Origin of the sequence: Mesorhizobium tianshanense, from assembly GCF_007830515.1 — a bacterium.
Lineage (GTDB): Bacteria > Pseudomonadota > Alphaproteobacteria > Rhizobiales > Rhizobiaceae > Mesorhizobium > Mesorhizobium tianshanense.
The window spans coordinates 94,834-112,281 of record NZ_VLKT01000006.1; the positions used below are offsets into that span (position 1 = coordinate 94,834).

General features: G+C 62.5%; 15 protein-coding genes and 1 tRNA gene. 14 read left to right on the top strand and 2 right to left on the bottom strand.

Features of this window, described 5'->3' with window-relative positions; genetic code table 11:
* Nucleotides 1-50 precede the first annotated feature (50 nt).
* Nucleotides 51-136 (top strand) — tRNA-Leu (locus tag IQ26_RS06420).
* Nucleotides 137-163: 27 nt separating this feature from the next.
* Here the strand turns inward: IQ26_RS06420 and IQ26_RS06425 are convergent.
* Nucleotides 164-742, bottom strand: a complete 579-nt coding sequence (locus IQ26_RS06425) for an NUDIX domain-containing protein (RefSeq protein WP_145715008.1) — start codon at nt 740-742, stop codon at nt 164-166.
* Nucleotides 743-897: 155 nt separating this feature from the next.
* Here IQ26_RS06425 and IQ26_RS06430 point away from each other — a divergent pair, with 155 nt between their 5' ends.
* From IQ26_RS06430 to IQ26_RS06490, 13 genes are all read left to right on the top strand, one after another.
* Nucleotides 898-2,001: an NADH:flavin oxidoreductase/NADH oxidase gene (locus IQ26_RS06430; RefSeq protein WP_145715010.1), complete on the top strand. Its 1,104-nt coding sequence runs from the start codon at nt 898-900 to the stop codon at nt 1,999-2,001.
* Nucleotides 1,902-2,393, top strand: coding sequence for a DUF982 domain-containing protein (locus tag IQ26_RS41420; RefSeq protein WP_240547022.1), 492 nt, complete (start codon nt 1,902-1,904; stop codon nt 2,391-2,393). The genes IQ26_RS06430 and IQ26_RS41420 overlap by 100 nt, the downstream gene beginning before the upstream one ends.
* A gap of 31 nt (nt 2,394-2,424) precedes the next feature.
* Complete coding sequence (locus tag IQ26_RS06440) at nt 2,425-2,664, top strand: DUF2188 domain-containing protein (RefSeq protein WP_113193910.1); 240 nt, start codon at nt 2,425-2,427, stop codon at nt 2,662-2,664.
* A 423-nt stretch (nt 2,665-3,087) separates the two neighbouring features.
* A complete protein-coding gene (locus tag IQ26_RS06445; protein ID WP_145715011.1) occupies nt 3,088-4,173 on the top strand; it encodes an ABC transporter ATP-binding protein in 1,086 nt (361 codons plus the stop codon).
* A 39-nt stretch (nt 4,174-4,212) separates the two neighbouring features.
* Entirely contained in the window at nt 4,213-5,538 is a 1,326-nt protein-coding gene (locus tag IQ26_RS06450) for an ABC transporter substrate-binding protein (RefSeq protein WP_145715013.1), read from the top strand.
* A gap of 206 nt (nt 5,539-5,744) precedes the next feature.
* On the top strand, nt 5,745-6,596 hold the full coding sequence (locus tag IQ26_RS06455; RefSeq protein WP_407660323.1) for a carbohydrate ABC transporter permease: 852 nt from the start codon (nt 5,745-5,747) through the stop codon (nt 6,594-6,596).
* A gap of 1 nt (nt 6,597) precedes the next feature.
* Entirely contained in the window at nt 6,598-7,506 is a 909-nt protein-coding gene (locus IQ26_RS06460; RefSeq protein WP_145715017.1) for a carbohydrate ABC transporter permease, read from the top strand.
* Between the two features lie 154 nt (nt 7,507-7,660).
* Nucleotides 7,661-8,410, top strand: a complete 750-nt coding sequence (locus tag IQ26_RS06465) for a competence/damage-inducible protein A (RefSeq protein WP_145715020.1) — start codon at nt 7,661-7,663, stop codon at nt 8,408-8,410.
* 83 nt (nt 8,411-8,493) lie between these two features.
* Nucleotides 8,494-9,327, top strand: coding sequence for a universal stress protein (locus tag IQ26_RS06470; RefSeq protein ID WP_145715022.1), 834 nt, complete (start codon nt 8,494-8,496; stop codon nt 9,325-9,327).
* A 145-nt stretch (nt 9,328-9,472) separates the two neighbouring features.
* Complete coding sequence (gene gpt, locus IQ26_RS06475) at nt 9,473-9,973, top strand: xanthine phosphoribosyltransferase (RefSeq protein ID WP_145715024.1); 501 nt, start codon at nt 9,473-9,475, stop codon at nt 9,971-9,973.
* Nucleotides 9,974-10,187: 214 nt separating this feature from the next.
* Nucleotides 10,188-10,676, top strand: coding sequence for an NUDIX hydrolase (locus tag IQ26_RS06480; RefSeq protein ID WP_145715026.1), 489 nt, complete (start codon nt 10,188-10,190; stop codon nt 10,674-10,676).
* A gap of 51 nt (nt 10,677-10,727) precedes the next feature.
* The gene (locus IQ26_RS06485; protein WP_145715028.1) at nt 10,728-11,039 is read left to right on the top strand and encodes a PilZ domain-containing protein; all 312 of its coding nucleotides are present in this window, start codon (nt 10,728-10,730) and stop codon (nt 11,037-11,039) included.
* Between the two features lie 645 nt (nt 11,040-11,684).
* Nucleotides 11,685-15,464, top strand: coding sequence for a vitamin B12-dependent ribonucleotide reductase (locus IQ26_RS06490; RefSeq protein WP_145715030.1), 3,780 nt, complete (start codon nt 11,685-11,687; stop codon nt 15,462-15,464).
* A gap of 203 nt (nt 15,465-15,667) precedes the next feature.
* On the opposite strand, the gene IQ26_RS06495 is transcribed toward IQ26_RS06490, so the two are convergent.
* Nucleotides 15,668-16,867, bottom strand: a complete 1,200-nt coding sequence (locus tag IQ26_RS06495) for an IS256 family transposase (protein WP_145715031.1) — start codon at nt 16,865-16,867, stop codon at nt 15,668-15,670.
* Between the last annotated feature and the right edge of the window lie 581 nt (nt 16,868-17,448).

Consider the following 17,448-nt stretch of genomic DNA (forward strand, 5'->3'; position numbering starts at 1 on the left):
GCAGAAGACGGCTTGACGGCCTCTGTCTGGCGTCTGAAAAGGGCTGGCCTGCGGACGTGGCGGAATTGGTAGACGCAAGGGACTTAAAATCCCTCGATCTCTGATCGTGCGGGTTCGATCCCCGCCGTCCGCACCACAGTCTAATTAGGATCCGTCGCCGCGATCACGCCCGGATCGGGTTCAGCTTCAGGTGCTGGATCAGGATGATCGTCTTGGCGTCGATGATGCGGCCGTCGGCGATGCCGGCCAGAGCCTCGTCGAGCGGCATTTCCAGGACCTCGATGTCCTCGCCCTCTTCCGGTGCGCCGCCGCCAGCCGAGATGCGGTCGGCGGGCGAGTAGCGCGCGACGAAGAACCAGAGCCGCTCAGTCACGCTGCCAGGGCTCATATAGGGCGCAAACAGCCGTTCGACGTCCTTCAAGCGGTAGCCGAGTTCTTCTTCGGCCTCCTTGCGGATGCAGGTTTCCGGATCGTGTTCATCGAGCAGGCCGGCGCAAGCCTCGATCAACGGCTCGCGGTGGCCGGTGACATAGGCCGGGTAACGGAACTGCCGCACGAGCAGAACCGTCGAGCGCTCCGGGTCGTAAGGCAGGATCACCGCCCCGTCGCCGCGATCGTAGGTCTGGCGGATCTGCGTCTCCCATTGCCCGTCGCGCCGGCGATAATCGAGGACGGTCTTTTTCAGGACTGCCCAGTCATCGGAAAGGACTTCCTCCGAACGGATGCGAATGCGGTCTTCCATGATGAACTCCGTGCTGCCGGCGCGAGGCGTAGCCGCGAACCGGCCTTTGCGCAATCCCGACAGCAATTGGTCCAGGGCAGCGCTTCACCGCCTCGTGTCTGGCGCAGGCGCAATCCATTGCCTAAATACCGACAGCCCCTCCCCGGAGTTTATTCATGACCACATCCCTGTTCCAGCCGATCACGCTTGATGGCCTCACCTTTCCCAACCGAATCGCGGTCGCGCCGATGTGCCAGTATTCCGCCGATGACGGTTCCGCCAGCGACTGGCACCTGTACCACTGGATGAACCTGGCGATGTCCGGCGCCGGCATGGTCACCGTCGAGATGACCGACGTCGAACGGCGCGGCCGCATCTCGCATGGCTGCCTCGGCCTTTACTCCGACGACAACGAGGCGGCCGCCCGGCGCGCGCTGGATGCGGCCAAGCGCGTCGCCGCCCCCGGCATCAAATTCGGCACGCAGCTTGCCCATGCCGGCCGCAAGGCCTCCAACCAGAAGCCGTGGGAAGGCGGCGGGCCGCTGAAGGTCGATCAGGACCCGTGGCCGATCGTGTCTGCCTCGGCAATCGCCTACGACACGGGCTGGCAGGTGCCGCGGGCGCTGGAGGACGAGGAGATCCTGCACATCATCGAACGCTTCGCTGATGCGGCAAGGCGGGCAGAGCGTGCCGGCTTCGACTTCATCGAATTGCACGCCGCACACGGCTATCTGATCTTCCAGTTCCTGTCGCCGCTTTCCAACCAGCGCACCGACCGCTGGGGCGGCTCACTGGAAAACCGCATGCGGTTTGTCGTCGAGATCGCCAGGGCGGTGAGAAAGGCAGTCCCCAAGCTGATGCTCGGGGCGCGCCTGTCGGTCAAGGAATGGGTCGATGGCGGCTTCGATATCGAGGACGCGATCGAGGTGGCCAAGGCGCTGAAGGCAGAGGGCGTCGCCTATCTCTGCTGCTCGAGCGGCGGCAATTCGCCGCTGCAGAAGCTGCCGACGGGTCCGGGCTACCAAGTGCATCTGGCGGAAGCCGTGCGCAAGGGAGCCGGCATCCCGACGCGGGCCGTCGGCCTGATCGACGATCCGAAGCAGGCCGAGGCGATCGTTGCCGAGGACCGTGCCGACATGGTGGCTCTGGCCCGCGCCTTCCTCGCCGATCCGCGCTGGGCGTGGCGCGCCGCGGCCACTTTCGGCGAGACGATCCACCCGGCGCCGCAGCTCGCCCGTTCGGTGACAACGATGCAGCACTGGATGAAGGCGGCAGGCTGACCGGCTCGTTTTCAATGGCTGCGGCCCTTGAACTCTCTACGCCGATGCGTTGCAACCAAATCGGCCGCTCCGCGTTGGCGGCGATGATGGACAAAAAGCCTTTTGAAAAGCCGGTCATGGTCGAACTTGGCCATGTCGGAAAATACCGTGAAATCCGCAGCACCCAGGAAGCGGCCGAGTGCCTGATGACCGTCTGGCCGCTCAATCGCGGCCCTCGGCATCGCGATGCTCTCGACACTTGCTTAAAAGTGCTGGAAGGTTATCGTTCGACAGCGGATGCGCGCCGGGCACTGGTCGAAGCCGCGAAGGAATCGGACGTGCTGGTTCCCGAAGACAGGCTGCCCAAAGACAGGCTGCCGGAAGGTAAACTGCCCAAGGACAAACCGCATTGAGCGGACGGAGCTTTTTCCATCGGAGGATTTCATGGCGAAGCTGACCTACAAGATCGTCGAGCATGACGGGGGCTGGGCCTACAAGGTCGGCTCGACATTCTCGGAGACGTTCCCCACTCACCAGGACGCGCTGCGCGCCGCCGAGATCGCTTCGGCCGAACAGCAGGTCGCCGGCACCACGGACGGCATCCAGTACGAGGACGCCGACGGCAAGTGGCACGACGAGCTCGCCGATGGCCGGGACCGGCCGCAAACCGAAGTTTCCGATTAAGGTATGTTGAGGTTCAGGTCAGGCCGAGCCGGAGTCGAAGGCGGGCGCGCAAGCGACCAAACAGGTGGTTTCCGAGAACCGGAGCGGAGCGTATTTTTGGGTACGAGAACACCGGAAGCGCAAGAAGCCGCCGTTTGCAGGCCGGCATCACCTGATTCTGGCGCTTCCAGTTTTAAGAGCCGGACCTGGCAAGCCATTCTCTTGCGTCGATCCCGAGCATGGCGAATTTCAGTCCCTGCCGGGGCCGCCAGAGGTCATGAGCGACCAAGAAGGGCGCTTGCCACGCAGCGGCTTTACAGGCAGGCTTGGTAGCGCTACCGTTTCATCATCGCGCGTGACCAGGGAGGAGCTTGGGAGCTGCCGCGGCCAGTTAGAAAAGCGGTTTCCTTCGAAACGTCGCAGGAAGCATTCGGGAGGAAATCGATGGCGTCTGTCGCGATTGGCGATGTCTACAAATCATTCGGAACCGTCGAGATTCTCCATGGCGTCAGCGTGGATATAGACGATGGCGAGTTCGTCACGCTGGTCGGACCGTCGGGCTGCGGAAAATCGACCCTTCTCAGGATGATCGCCGGCCTGGAGAAGATTTCGCGCGGCCAGATCGCGATTGGCGAGCGTGTCGTCAACAATGTTGCGCCGAAAGAACGCGACGTCGCCATGGTCTTCCAGAACTACGCGCTATACCCGCACATGACCGTCGCGGAGAACATGGCGTTCTCGCTCATGCTCAAGGGTGTTTCGAAAGCCGAAAGCAGTGCCGGCGTTCAGCGCGCGGCCGAAATCCTGGGGCTGGTGCCGTTGCTGGCGCGCTATCCCCGGCAGCTTTCCGGCGGCCAGCGCCAGCGCGTCGCCATGGGTCGCGCCATCGTGCGCAACCCGCAGGTGTTTCTGTTCGACGAGCCGCTGTCCAATCTCGACGCCAAGCTCCGGGTGCAGATGCGCGCCGAGATCAAGGAACTGCACCAGCGCCTGAAGACCACGACGGTCTATGTCACCCACGACCAGATCGAGGCGATGACCATGGCCGACAAGATCGTCGTCATGCATGACGGCCTGGTCGAGCAGATCGGGCCGCCGCTGGAACTCTACGACCGGCCGAACAATCTTTTTGTCGCCAGCTTCATCGGCTCGCCGGCCATGAACATGCTCAGGGGCGAAATCGCTACCGACGGCTCGCCGTCGTTTCGCGGCTCCGGCGGGATTTCAGTCCCGTTGGCCACAACACTTTCCATCGGCAGTGGCGAACCGGTGGTGCTGGGGATACGGCCCGAGCATTTGCGGCTGTCCGACCAGCAGGGCATTCCGGTCACCGTCGTGGTGGTCGAGCCGACAGGGTCCGAAGTGCAGCTCATCGGCCGGACAGCAGGCGGCGAAGAGATCGTCGCGAATTTCCGGGAACGCCATTCCTTCACGCCGGGCGAAACCATCCACCTTACCGCCGAGCCCGGCCTCATCCATCTCTTCCACGGCGAAACCGGACAGCGATTCGAAACGCGTACCGAGCAGTAGGGACCACACGGCAAGGACAATAAACAGGAGGAAACGAGCATGAAATTCACCAGACGTGACGTGATCCGCACCACCGCCGGCGCGGCGGCGGGAGTCTTGGGAAGCCGGTTCGCCAGCTCACCCGCCTTTGCCCAGGAGGGGTTGACATACAAGCCCGAGGACGGTGCAAAGCTGCGGATGCTGCGTTGGTCGCCCTTCGTACAGGGCGACGAGGATCAATGGCTGGCCAACACCAAGCGGTTCACCGAGGCGACAGGCGTCGAGGTCCGCGTCGACAAGGAAAGCTGGGAGGACATTCGCCCCAAGGCGGCGGTTGCCGCCAATGTCGGCTCCGGTCCAGACCTGATGCTGGTCTGGTTCGACGACCCTCACCAGTACCCCGACAAGCTGCACGACGTGACGGAGCTGGGCGAGTATCTGGGCTCGAAATACGGCGACTGGCACGACGGACCAAAGCAATATGCGACACGGGAGGGAAAATTCCTCGGCCTGCCCCTGGCCACCATCGGCAATGCCATCGTCTACCGGGAAAGCTGGGTGAAGGAGGCTGGTTTCTCGGAGTTTCCGAAGGACACGGCAGGCTTCCTCGAGCTTTGCAAGGCCTTGCAGGCGAAGGGGCATCCGGCCGGTTTCACGCACGGCCACGGCGTCGGCGACGGCAACAACTACGCGCACTGGCTGCTGTGGAGCCACGGCGGCCAGATGGTCGACGAGAGCGGAAAGGTAACGATCAACAGCCCCGAGACCCTGAAGGCGATCGAATACGCGCAGGAACTCTACAAGACCTTCATTCCCGGCACCGAAAGCTGGCTCGACGTCAACAACAACCGCGCCTACCTGGCCGGCGAACTGAGCGTCATCGCCAACGGCATTTCCGCCTACAACACGGCCAAGATCAACAAGGACAATGATCCGAAACTGACCGAAATCGCCAAGGATACGCGCACGACCAACCTGCCGATCGGCCCTGTCGGGAAACCGGTCGAGCTGTTCCAGGTGACCACGGCCGTGATCTTCGACTATACGCCCTACCCCAACGCGGCCAAGGCCTATCTGCAGTTCATGTTCGAGGAACAGCAAATGGCGGAGTGGATCACCGCCTCGGCCGGATACTGCTGCCAGACACTCAAAGCCTTCGACAACAATCCGATGTGGACGGAGGACCCGAACAATGCCGCTTACGCCAACGCCTCGGCGACGCTGCGCCCCAACGGCTATGCCGGGCCGCTCGGCTATGCCTCGGCGGCGACCATGGCCGACTATGTGCTGGTCGACATGTTCGCCAAGGCCGTGACCGGCCAGGCCACGCCCCAGGAGGCGATGGAAGAGGCTGAGAAGCGCACAAATCGCTACTATCGCGTTTGACCGCCGCGCGGACCGGGCAGCAGCGACCGCGCTGCCCGGTCTGTTTCGCAACCGCGTGGCGGCCGCTCGGGCCTCGATGCCACCAGACCTCATGAGGAAACCACCCCATGGCCGTGCCGACCGCCGCCGTTCAGCCGCGCCCGTCGATCCCGTCTCGGATCCTGTCGTCCTGGGCTGAAAGCCGGAACGCGCTTGGCTTCGGCTTCATGCTGCCGGCGGCGGCACTGCTGCTGGTCTTCCTGACCTATCCGCTCGGGCTCGGCGTCTGGCTCGGCTTCACGGATGCCCGCATCGGCCGCCCCGGTATCTTCATCGGCACCGAAAACTATCAGTATCTGTGGGACGACGCCGTCTTCTGGCTCTCCGTCTTCAACACCTTGCTCTACACGATAAGCGCCTCGATCCTGAAGTTCGCGCTCGGCCTCTGGCTGGCGCTTATCCTCAATCAGAACCTTCCCTTCAAATCCTTCTTCCGCGCGATTGTCCTGCTGCCATGGGTGGTCCCGACGGTGCTGTCGGCCATCGCCTTCTGGTGGATCTACGATTCGCAGTTCTCCATCCTGTCGTGGGCGCTCATGGAAATGGGCCTGATCGACCATCGCATCAATTTCCTCGGCGATCCGGAGAACGCGCGCGCTTCGGTCATCGCGGCCAATGTCTGGCGCGGCATTCCGTTCGTCGCCATCACGCTGCTTGCCGGCTTGCAGACGATTCCGCAGTCGCTTTACGAGGCCGCCACGCTCGACGGCGCCAGCCGGTGGCAGTTGTTCCGCTATGTGACGCTGCCGCTGCTGACGCCGATCATCGCCATCACCATGACGTTTTCGGTGCTGTTCACCTTCACCGACTTCCAGCTGATTTATGTGCTGACCCGCGGCGGACCGGTGAATGCCACCCATTTGATGGCGACATTGTCGTTTCAACGCGGCATTTCCGGAGGCCAGCTTGGCGAGGGCGCAGCAATCGCGGTCGCCATGATCCCGTTCCTGCTTGCGGCGATCCTGTTCAGCTATTTCGGCCTGCAGCGGCGCAAATGGCAGCAAGGCGGCGGAGACTGACATGGCTGTGATCAAGGAGGCCGCGACCAAGAAGACGAAACGTCCGGAACTCGACGAAGGCGGCATGGGCTATCTTCAGAGCCTGCCGCGGCGCGTGGTGACGGTCTATCTGCCGTTGCTGGTGTTCGTGATCGTGCTGTTGTTCCCGTTCTACTGGATGACGATCACGGCGGTTAAGCCCAATCTCGAGATGACCGACTACGCCAATTTCAACCCGTTCTGGGTCGTGCATCCGACCCTGGAGCACATCCGCTATCTCCTCTTCGACACGTCCTATCCGGGCTGGCTGCTCAACACGATCATCATCTCGACCGCCGCGACATTCCTTTCGCTGCTGGCCGCGGTTTTCGCGGCCTATGCGATCGAGCGGCTCAGGTTTTCCGGAGCGCGGCAGGTCGGCCTCGCGGTCTTCCTCGCCTATCTCGTGCCGCCCTCGATCCTGTTCATCCCGCTGTCGGTGATGGTGTTCAACCTTGGGCTTTACGATACGCCCTTCGCGCTCATCCTCACCTACCCGACCTTCCTGGTGCCCTTCTGCACGTGGCTGCTGATGGGTTATTTCCGCTCCATCCCGTTCGAACTGGAGGAATGCGCGCTTATCGACGGGGCGAGCCGGTGGCAGATCCTCACCAAGATCGTGCTGCCGCTGTCGGTACCCGGCCTGATTTCCGCGGGTATATTCGCATTCACCCTGTCATGGAACGAATTCATCTATGCGCTGACGTTCATCCAGTCGTCCGAAAACAAGACTGTCCCCGTCGGGGTGCTCACGGAGCTTGTCCGCTCCGACGTCTATGAATGGGGAGCGCTGATGGCCGGAGCACTGATCGGCTCGCTGCCGGTGGTCGTGCTTTATTCATTCTTTGTCGAGCACTACGTGTCCTCGATGACCGGCGCGGTCAAGGAATAGCGCCTGCCGCAAACGCGCGGTCGGCGATGCGCCGGAAGCCTGAAGCGATTGCCCTGTTGCTGCGGCACTATCGATACCGCATTGCCGCCGGCCGGCCGCCGCGCTATCTCAGGCGACCCTGTCTGCCTAAGGCGACTTTTTGCCGGAGCCTTCCATGCCCGAAATCGTCACCGCCGCCATGCTCGTCATCGGCGACGAGATTCTGTCCGGCCGCACCAAGGACAAGAATATCGGCCATCTCGCCGACATCATGACGGCGATCGGCATCGACCTGAAGGAGGTGCGCATCGTTCCAGACGAGGAAGACGAGATCGTCGCCGCGGTGAATGCGGTGCGTGCCCGCTACACTTATGTCTTCACCACCGGCGGCATCGGCCCAACGCATGACGACATCACCGCGGATTCGATCGCCAAGGCCTTCGGCGTGCCCTGCGAATACGACGCCAAGGCCTATGCCATGCTGGAAGCGAGCTACGCCGCGCGCGGCATCGAATACACCGAGGCGCGCAAGCGCATGGCGCGGATGCCGCGCGGTGCCGACCATATCGACAATCCCGTGTCCATCGCGCCGGGCTTCCGCATCGGCAACGTCCATGTCATGGCCGGCGTGCCGTCGATTTTCCAGGCCATGCTCGACAATGTGGTGCCGACGCTGAAGGCCGGCACCAGAATGCTGTCGGCCACGGTGCACTGTCCGTTCGGCGAAGGACTGGTGGGCGGACCGCTGGGCGACATCCAGAAGGCGCATCCGGACACGATCATCGGGTCCTACCCGAAATATGGCGACGGCAAGTTCTGGACGGAACTGGTCGTCCGCGGCCGCAGCCAGGACGCGCTGGACGCGGCGCGCGCCGATGTCGAGGCGATGGTGGCGGGTTTGACCAAGGCAAGCAAGGCGAGCTGATCGGCTGGCGATGGTGGAACCAAGCATCGCGCTGTAACGTTGCTCGCGGGCGAGTTTCGATCGCCGTAAAATGAGGGATTACCATGCGATTCAAGACCATCGTCGCAATACTGCAGAACGAAGAGGACGCGGAGCGCGTGCTTGAATGCGCGATTCCGCTTGCCGACAGGTTCCAGAGCCATCTCATCGGCATTCATGCCGAAGCGCTTCCCGTCCCCTACACTTCGGCCACCGGCTTTCCGGACACCGAGTTCCTGCAGGTTTCGGCCGAGATGAGCAAGGAGCGTGCCGAAAAATTGCAGGCGGTTTTCCTCAGGCATGTCGAGGATTCCGGCCTGTCCTTCGAATGGCGCAGCCTCGAGAGCTTTTCCGGAGACAGTGCGCTGACCGGCATTTCGACCGTTCGCACCGCGGACCTGATCATCGCAGCGCAGCGCGAGTCGGGAGGCGATCCGAGCGCCGACGTCGACACGCTGGTGTACGATGCCGGCCGCCCGGTGCTGGTCGTGCCGCATTCGGGCCCGCTCGTCACCAGTTTCAAGCATGTGCTGCTCGCCTGGAACGGCAGCAAGGAAGCCGCACGCGCCGCCTTCGACGCCCTGCCCTTCATCATCGAGGCCGAGAAGACGGATGTCGTCGTCATCGATCCGCCGGATACGCTCGACGAGGCCCAGGAGGCGGCCGGAGCCGAAATCGCCGCGGCGCTGTCCAGACATGGCGCCAACGTCAGCGTCTCGGTGCTGGAATCGGGCGGCCTCTCGGTCGACGACGTCATCCAGACCAGGGTTGCCGAAACCGGCGCCGACCTGCTCGTGCTCGGCGCCTACAGCCATTCCTGGCTGCGTCAGCTTCTGTTCGGCGGGGTGACGCGCACGGTGCTGCGCACGGTGCCGGTGGCGGCTTTCCTGTCGCGGTAGGTCGACAAGGGCCAGATCGACAGGGGGCAAGTCCACAGGGATCGCCTGCCGCCACCCTTGCCAAGGCCAAGGCTTTCCAGTTAATTCCGCGCGCATTCCCTCAAGTGTCTGCGCGCGATCTTGCGCGCTGCGGAGTGTCCGAAAAATGTCCCTTCCCGAAAAGGCCTTTCCTGTCTCCTGGGATCGGTTCCACCGCGATGCGCGTGCGCTCGCCTGGCGGCTTGCCGGCGCCAGCCAAGGCCAATGGAAAGCGATCGTCTGCATCACGCGCGGCGGCCTAGTTCCAGCCGCCATCATCTCGCGTGAACTCGGCATCCGGGTCATCGAGACGGTCTGCGTCGCCTCCTATCACGATTACACCAGCCAAGGGCAGTTGCAGGTGCTGAAGGAGGTCACGCCGGCACTGCTCGCCGACGACGGCGCCGGCGTGCTGATCATCGACGACCTCACCGACACCGGCAAGACCGCGGGCATCGTGCGCGCCATGATGCCCAAGGCGCATTTCGCCACCGTTTACGCCAAGCCGAAAGGCAGGCCGCTGGTCGACACCTTCGTCACCGAGGTCAGCCAGGACACCTGGATCTATTTTCCGTGGGATATGGGCTTCACCTACCAGAAGCCGATCGCCGACGACCACATCGGCTGATTCGCGCAAAGCCGCTTCCTCGGAAGATACCGGCGAGCACTTCTTGCCGGCGAGCACTTCTTGAAAGAGTGCCGCGGTGCACGATATTTCCCGAATCGACGCCTCTTGGCGTGGTTAACCAGTCCATATGAAGTTTTTTACTTTTATTGCTTATGATTAGCCGTAAGATTCACAAGACGGCAAATGATTCTGGAAGCTGGGGCAAGCTTCTCCGATGTTGACGAGGCCAGCAACGCACAACCATTTGGCCGAAAGGGTCCAGCGGCTCTTCGGCACCGCGCCGTGCCGCTTGCAGGTTGCCGCCCTGCCCTGGCGCGATGCCGGGCATGGCATCGAGATCATGCTGATCACCAGCCGCGATACCGGCCGCTGGGTGCTCCCCAAGGGCTGGCCTGAGGCCAAGGAGCCGCTTTGCGAGGCGGCGGCACGCGAGGCGGCCGAGGAAGCCGGGCTGCGCGGCACGATCTCCCACCACGAAGCCGGCCGCTACTTCTATGCCAAGGCATTGTCCTCCGGCGAGGAAGTGCCTTGCGAAGTCCTGGTGTTTCCGCTGCAGGTCGACAAGATCGCCGACCGGTGGAAGGAAAAACGGGCGCGTACCCGCAAATGGGTCAGCTCCATCGAGGCCGTGCGCATGGTCAACGAGCCGGACCTTTGCCAGATCATCGCCTATTTCTGTGCCGACCCGCACCAGTTCTCATGAGCCGGTTGATAAGTTCGAGGATCCTATTCAGCTGCTCTGACGTTTTCATCGATGGCAGAAAAAACAAATCCACGGGATGAGAATTACGGCGAGCATCGGCGCCAGCACCGCCAGCGCGTGCTCAAGGGCGGAGCGATCATCACCGGGATTAAGAATTCCGAGATCAGTTGCATGCTGCGCAATCAGCATGAGAGCGGCGCCGAACTGAAGGTTGCGCCCGACGCGCGTGTCCCGGATCGCTTCCTGCTCTACGTCGCAGTCGACGGGATTGCCTATCGATCCGAAGTCTGCTGGCGCCGCAATGACCGGATCGGAGTTCGATTCACCGGCATCGAGTCGAAGCCGAAGCTGCATTACGGCTGAGCGGGTCACGACGCGACTTTTTCGCAAGGTGCGATCCGCCGCCGACGCTTCATCCACTACAAGGCAAATCGAACCCCTCCGCGCCACTTTCTATCCCCGTTATCCACATGTGTGACACACAAGATGTTGGGGGTCACAAAAGCTACGCAAACGAATCCTTGACGGCGCAAAACGAGTCGCCTTTTATAGGCCATGCGTTCCTGTTGAGAGCGCGACCGGAAAGTTCTGAGCCCGGTCTTTTTCCCGGATTATGTGCGTTTTGGCCGCATTTCCGCCTGGTTACGAGGCCGGCGGGAGCGTTGGGATTGTGGGGTCTTTTGGGGGCGAAAGGGAAAAATGTCGGACTGGAATAAATTGTCTGTTAACACTATATTTAGTGTTTGCAGGTAGGTTCGACGCTAGATAATGTGAAGTTCCCTCGATTGAGGGAGTCGCAAAAAGTTTCAGTTTTTGAGGGACCCGCAGGGTTCGTCGGCGCGTTGGACAGTTACTCCGCAAGGAGTTCGACCAGCAAGGCGGACGGAGGCTGTGAAAAGGGAGCCGGTCGTTTTCGAACGCCGGCAGACGGCGGACATGCGCGTTTCGCATTGGGGGCAGAAATCCCCCGGGAAAAGCGCTATATATAGACACGAAGGAATAGGGCCAATGCGCATCGAGCGTCGTTTCACCAAGCAAGGGCAATCAGCTTATGCGGAGATCGAATTCCGCAAGGCGCTTTCCGAGATCAAGAATCCGGACGGCTCGGTGGTATTCCGCCTGGACAATATCGATGTGCCGGCGCAGTTCAGCCAGGTTGCCGCCGACATCCTGGCGCAGAAATATTTCCGCAAGGCCGGCGTGCCGGCACGGCTGAAGAAGGTCGAGGAGAATGACGTCCCCTCCTTCCTGTGGCGTTCCGTTGCCGACGAAGCCGAACTGGCAAAACTGCCGGAGGCCGAGCGCTACGGCTCCGAGATCGACGCCCGCCAGGTCTTCGACCGTCTCGCTGGCACCTGGACCTATTGGGGCTGGAAGGGCGGCTACTTCAAGTCGGAGGAAGACGCGCGCGCCTTCCGCGACGAGCTCGCCTATATGCTGGCCACCCAGCGCGTCGCGCCGAACTCGCCGCAATGGTTCAACACCGGCCTGCACTGGGCGTATGGCATTGACGGCCCGAGCCAGGGCCACTTCTATGTCGACCCGTTCACCGGCAAGCTGACCAAGTCGAAGTCTTCCTACGAGCATCCGCAGCCGCATGCCTGCTTCATCCAGGGCGTACAGGACGATCTCGTCAACGAAGGCGGCATCATGGACCTGTGGGTGCGTGAAGCGCGGCTGTTCAAATATGGCTCCGGCACCGGCTCCAACTTCTCGTTCCTGCGCGGCGAAGGCGAAAAGCTGTCCGGCGGCGGCCGCTCGTCCGGCCTGATGAGCTTCCTGAAGATCGGCGACCGCGCGGCGGGCGCCATCAAGTCGGGCGGCACGACGCGCCGCGCCGCGAAGATGGTCATCGTCGACGCCGACCATCCCGATATCGAGGAATTCATCGACTGGAAGGTCAATGAGGAGCAGAAGGTCGCCTCGCTGGTCACCGGCTCCAAGATCGTGAAGAAGCATCTCGAAGCGATCATGAAGGCCTGCATCAACTGCGAAGGCCAGGACGACGATTGCTTCGACCCGGCGATCAACACCGCGCTGAAGCGCGAGATCAAGGCGGCCAAGAAGGATGGGGTGCCGGAGAACTACATCTACCGCGTCATCCAGTTCGCCAAGCAGGGCTACACCTCGATGTCGTTCAAGACCTACGACACCGACTGGGATTCGGATGCCTACCTCACCGTTTCGGGCCAGAACTCCAACAATTCGGTCTCGCTGAAGGACGATTTCCTGCGCGCCGTCGAGCAGGACGCCGACTGGCACCTCACCGCCCGCAAGGACGGCAAGGTGCTGAAGACGCTGAAGGCCAGGGATCTGTGGGAAAAGATCGGCTATGCCGCCTGGGCGTCGGCCGACCCGGGCCTGCACTTCAACACGACGATGAACGACTGGCACACCTGCGCCTCGGCCGGTGCGATCCGGGCGTCCAACCCGTGCTCGGAATACATGTTCCTCGACGACACGGCCTGCAACCTGGCCTCGATCAATCTGCTGCCCTACCGCAATGCGGACGGAACCATCGACATATCAGCCTACGAGCACACGGTTCGGCTGTGGACCATCGTGCTGGAAATTTCCGTCATGATGGCGCAGTTCCCGTCGAAGGAGATCGCCAAGCTCTCCTACGAATACCGCACGCTCGGCCTCGGCTACGCCAATATCGGCGGCCTGCTGATGACCTCGGGCATTCCCTATGATTCCGACGAGGGCCGCGCCATTTGCGCCGCGCTCACCGCTGTTATGACCGGCACCGCCTATGCCACCTCTGCCGAAATGGCTTCCGAACTCGGCGCCTTCCCCGATTACGACCGCAACGCGCAGAACATGCTGCGTGTCATGCGCAACCACCGCCGCGCCGCCTATGGCGACAAAGACGGCTATGAGAAGCTCGCGGTCAACCCGGTGCCGCTCGTCGCCTCCGACCTGAAGCAGCCGGAGCTTGCCGCCCATGCCAAGGCGGCCTGGGACCGTGCCATCGAGCTCGGCGAGGAGCATGGCTACCGCAATGCGCAGGCAACCGTGATCGCGCCGACCGGCACGATCGGCCTGGTCATGGATTGCGACACCACCGGCATCGAGCCCGACTTCGCGCTGGTCAAGTTCAAGAAGCTGGCCGGCGGCGGCTATTTCAAGATCATCAACCGCGCCGTCCCTGAAGCGCTGCGCACGCTCGGCTATTCGGAAGCGCAGATCGCCGAGATCGAGGCCTATGCGGTCGGCCACGGCAACCTCAACCAGGCGCCTGCCGTCAACCCCGGCTCGCTCAAGGCAAAGGGCTTCACCGACGACAAGATCGCGGCGCTCAACGCTGCCTTGAAGTCGGCCTTCGACATCAAGTTCGTCTTCAACCAGTGGACGCTGGGTGCGGACTGGGTGAAGGAGACGTTTGGCTTCACCGACGAGCAGCTCAACGATTTCTCGTTCGAGATGCTGCCGGCGCTCGGCTTCTCGAAGAAGGACATCGAGGCCGCCAACATCCATGTCTGCGGTGCGATGACCCTCGAGGGAGCACCATTTCTGAAAGACCAACATCTGCCCGTATTCGACTGCGCCAGCCCGTGCGGCAAGATCGGCAAGCGTTCGCTGTCGATCAACAGCCACATCCAGATGATGGCGGCGGCCCAGCCCTTCATCTCCGGCGCCATTTCCAAGACCATCAACATGCCGAACGACGCGACGGTGGAAGACGCCAAGGGCGCCTACATGCTGTCGTGGAAGCTGGCGCTGAAGGCCAACGCGCTCTATCGCGACGGCTCGAAGCTCTCCCAGCCGCTCAACGCCTCGCTGCTTGCCGACGTCGAGGACGACGAGGACGAGGCGATCGAGCAGCTGATCGCGGCGCCGGCTTCACAGCGCGCCGTGCAGGTGACCGAAAAGATCGTCGAACGCGTGGTCGAACGCCTCTATCGCGACCGCGAAAAACTGCCGAACCGGCGCAAGGGCTATACGCAGAAAGCGGTCGTTGGCGGCCACAAGGTCTACCTGCGCACCGGCGAATTCGACGACGGCCGCCTCGGAGAGATCTTCATCGACATGCACAAGGAGGGTGCGGCCTTCCGGGCGATGATGAACAACTTCGCCATCGCCATCTCGCTCGGCCTGCAATATGGCGTGCCGCTCGAGGAATATGTCGAGGCCTTCACCTTCACCAAGTTCGAGCCGGCCGGCATGGTGCAGGGTAACGACGCGATCAAGAACGCCACGTCGATCCTCGACTATGTGTTCCGCGAGCTTGCGGTATCCTATCTTGCGCGCCACGACCTCGCCCATGTCGACCAGTCGGATTTCGACAAGACCGCTCTCGGGCGCGGCATCAACGAAGGGAAGGCAACGCCGTTCTCGAAGGGCCTGACCCGCGGCGCCTCGCCGGTCAAGCTGGTGTCGGGCATGGGCGCCGAGCCCAAGGGCTTTGGCGGCTCGGGCTCAACCGGAACTCCTGTCCGGTCCGCGCCGACCGCCTTCGCCGGTTCCAACGTGCTGGCGCTGAAGCCGGCCAGCGACGAAGCCCTCGCCTACAAGCGCGACTACGAGGAGCGGGCAAAGGAACTGATCGAGGACATCGTCTACGAGGAAGCCGCGGACGAGGCTTCCGGAGCTTCGGCGCTGTTCACCGACGCCGCCGCGCAGGAAGCCACCGAGGCAAAGGCGCTTGCCGCCAACCGGCGCCAGCAATCCTTGATGCAGGGCTACACCGGCAACGAATGCTCGGAATGCCACAATTTTACGATGGTGCGGAACGGGACGTGCGAGAAGTGCGACACGTGCGGGGCTACGAGCGGGTGTAGCTGAGGAAAATCTGCATCGCTAAAACGCAACACCATCGGCCCGGTCGCAAGATCGGGCCGAAATAGCAAAGGGAACAAAAAGGGTACGGACGCATAAGGATGTCTTTATGTGGCATCCTCTGGAAATACCAAGGCCGGGATCGTGCCCACTGGAGTGGTGTAGCTGACGGCATTGGTCGCCGTGCTCTCCGGCATGGGCCGGAATGATCAGCGCGCCACGGCTGGCAGGCTGATGAGAGGATCATCGCTCATTTGGCTGATGGTTTCTAGCGTCATGTATCTGGCGCGCTGCACGGCCCATTCGTCGTTCTGTTCGAGCAGGATCGCGCCAACCAGGCGGACGATGGCGTCATCATTTGGGAAGATGCCGACGACCTCGGTGCGCCGCTTGATCTCGCCGTTGAGGCGCTCGATCGGGTTGGTCGAGTGCAGCTTGGCGCGGTGCTCCTTGGGGAAAGTCATGTAGGCAAGCACGTCGGGCTCGGCGTCGTCCATGATTGTCGCCAGCTTCGGCACCTTCGGCCTGATCTGGTCGGCGACGGCGCGCCATTGCGTGCTTGCGGCCTCGGCCGTCTCCTGGGCGAAGGCGGTGGCGATGAAGGCCGAGACGACCCTGCGGCCGCTCTTGCCGGCATGCGCCAGCACGTTCCTCATGAAGTGGACGCGGCACCTCTGCCATGTCGCGCACAGCACCTTGGTGACGGCCGCCTTGATGCCCTCATGGGCATCGGAGACGACGAGCTTGACGCCGCGCAGGCCGCGGCGGGTCAGCTTGCGCAGGAACTCCGTCCAGATCGGCTCGGCCTCAGACGTGCCGACCTCCATGCCCAGCACCTCGCGCCGGCCGTCGCTGTTGACGCCGACGGCGATGATGACGGCGACCGAGACGATGCGGCCGCCGCGGCGCACCTTGAGGTAGGTGGCATCGATCCACAGGTATGGCCAGTCGCCCTCGATGGGTCTTTCAAGGAACGCTTTGACCTTGCCGTCGATCTCTTCGCACAGTCGGCTGACCTGGCTCTTGGAGATGCCGCTCATACCCATGGCCTTGACCAGGTCGTCGACCGAGCGCGTCGAGATGCCTTGGATATAGGCCTCCTGGATGACGGCGGTCAGCGCCTTCTCGGCCATGCGGCGCGGTTCGAGGAACCCGGGGAAGTAGGAGCCCTTCCTGAGCTTGGGGATGCGCAGCTCGACGGTGCCGGCGCGCGTCTCCCAGTCGCGCTCGCGATAGCCGTTGCGCTGGGCCGTGCGCAACGGGTTCTTCTCGCCATAGCCGGCGCCGGTCGCGGCGCCCACCTCCAGCTCCATCAGCCGCTCAGCGGCAAAGCCGATCATCTCGCGCAAGATATCGGCGTCGGGGGTCTTCTCCACGAGCGTGCGCAGGTTCATCATGTCGTCGGTCATCGGTGGTTCCTTCGAATCAGGTTCGTGTCAGCAACCCGACCTTACCGGGGAACATCGATGACCGCCGCTACGCCGCTCGCTCGCTTCAGCGCTGTTGAGGGCGCGCTCGCGAGCGGCTTCGTCACCGCCGAGCTACACCACTCAGCGGGGCACGACCCAGCCCGGCCCTTTCGGCCGGCCTTGGATACCGCGAATAAGCCGAGGCCCACGCGGGGCGACGAGATCAGAATCCCATCTCTTAGCGTCCGACCGACAAACTCGGCCAAGGCACCACAGACAGGAAAGAAGGAATTAGGCTTCGGCTTGATCAAACCTTATCTGTGTAAGACGCGACCATTGACGACTTCGGCACTGCATGCGGCACTTCTCCACTGGTACGCGGAGGAATGTTTCGAAGATGCCGGAGAAGCATGCGCAGAATTGTGTTTTGTCGTTGATGTGTTTGCGCAGAAAATTTTCGCTGCACCCAATAGCTTCAGCCAACGCAGAAAGCTGCTGGCAGCTTCGTGCCAAGAGATTGCAGACAGGTGGCAATCAATTCGGGCGCGGCTAATTACTGACGAAGTGGCTAGTCGGAAACG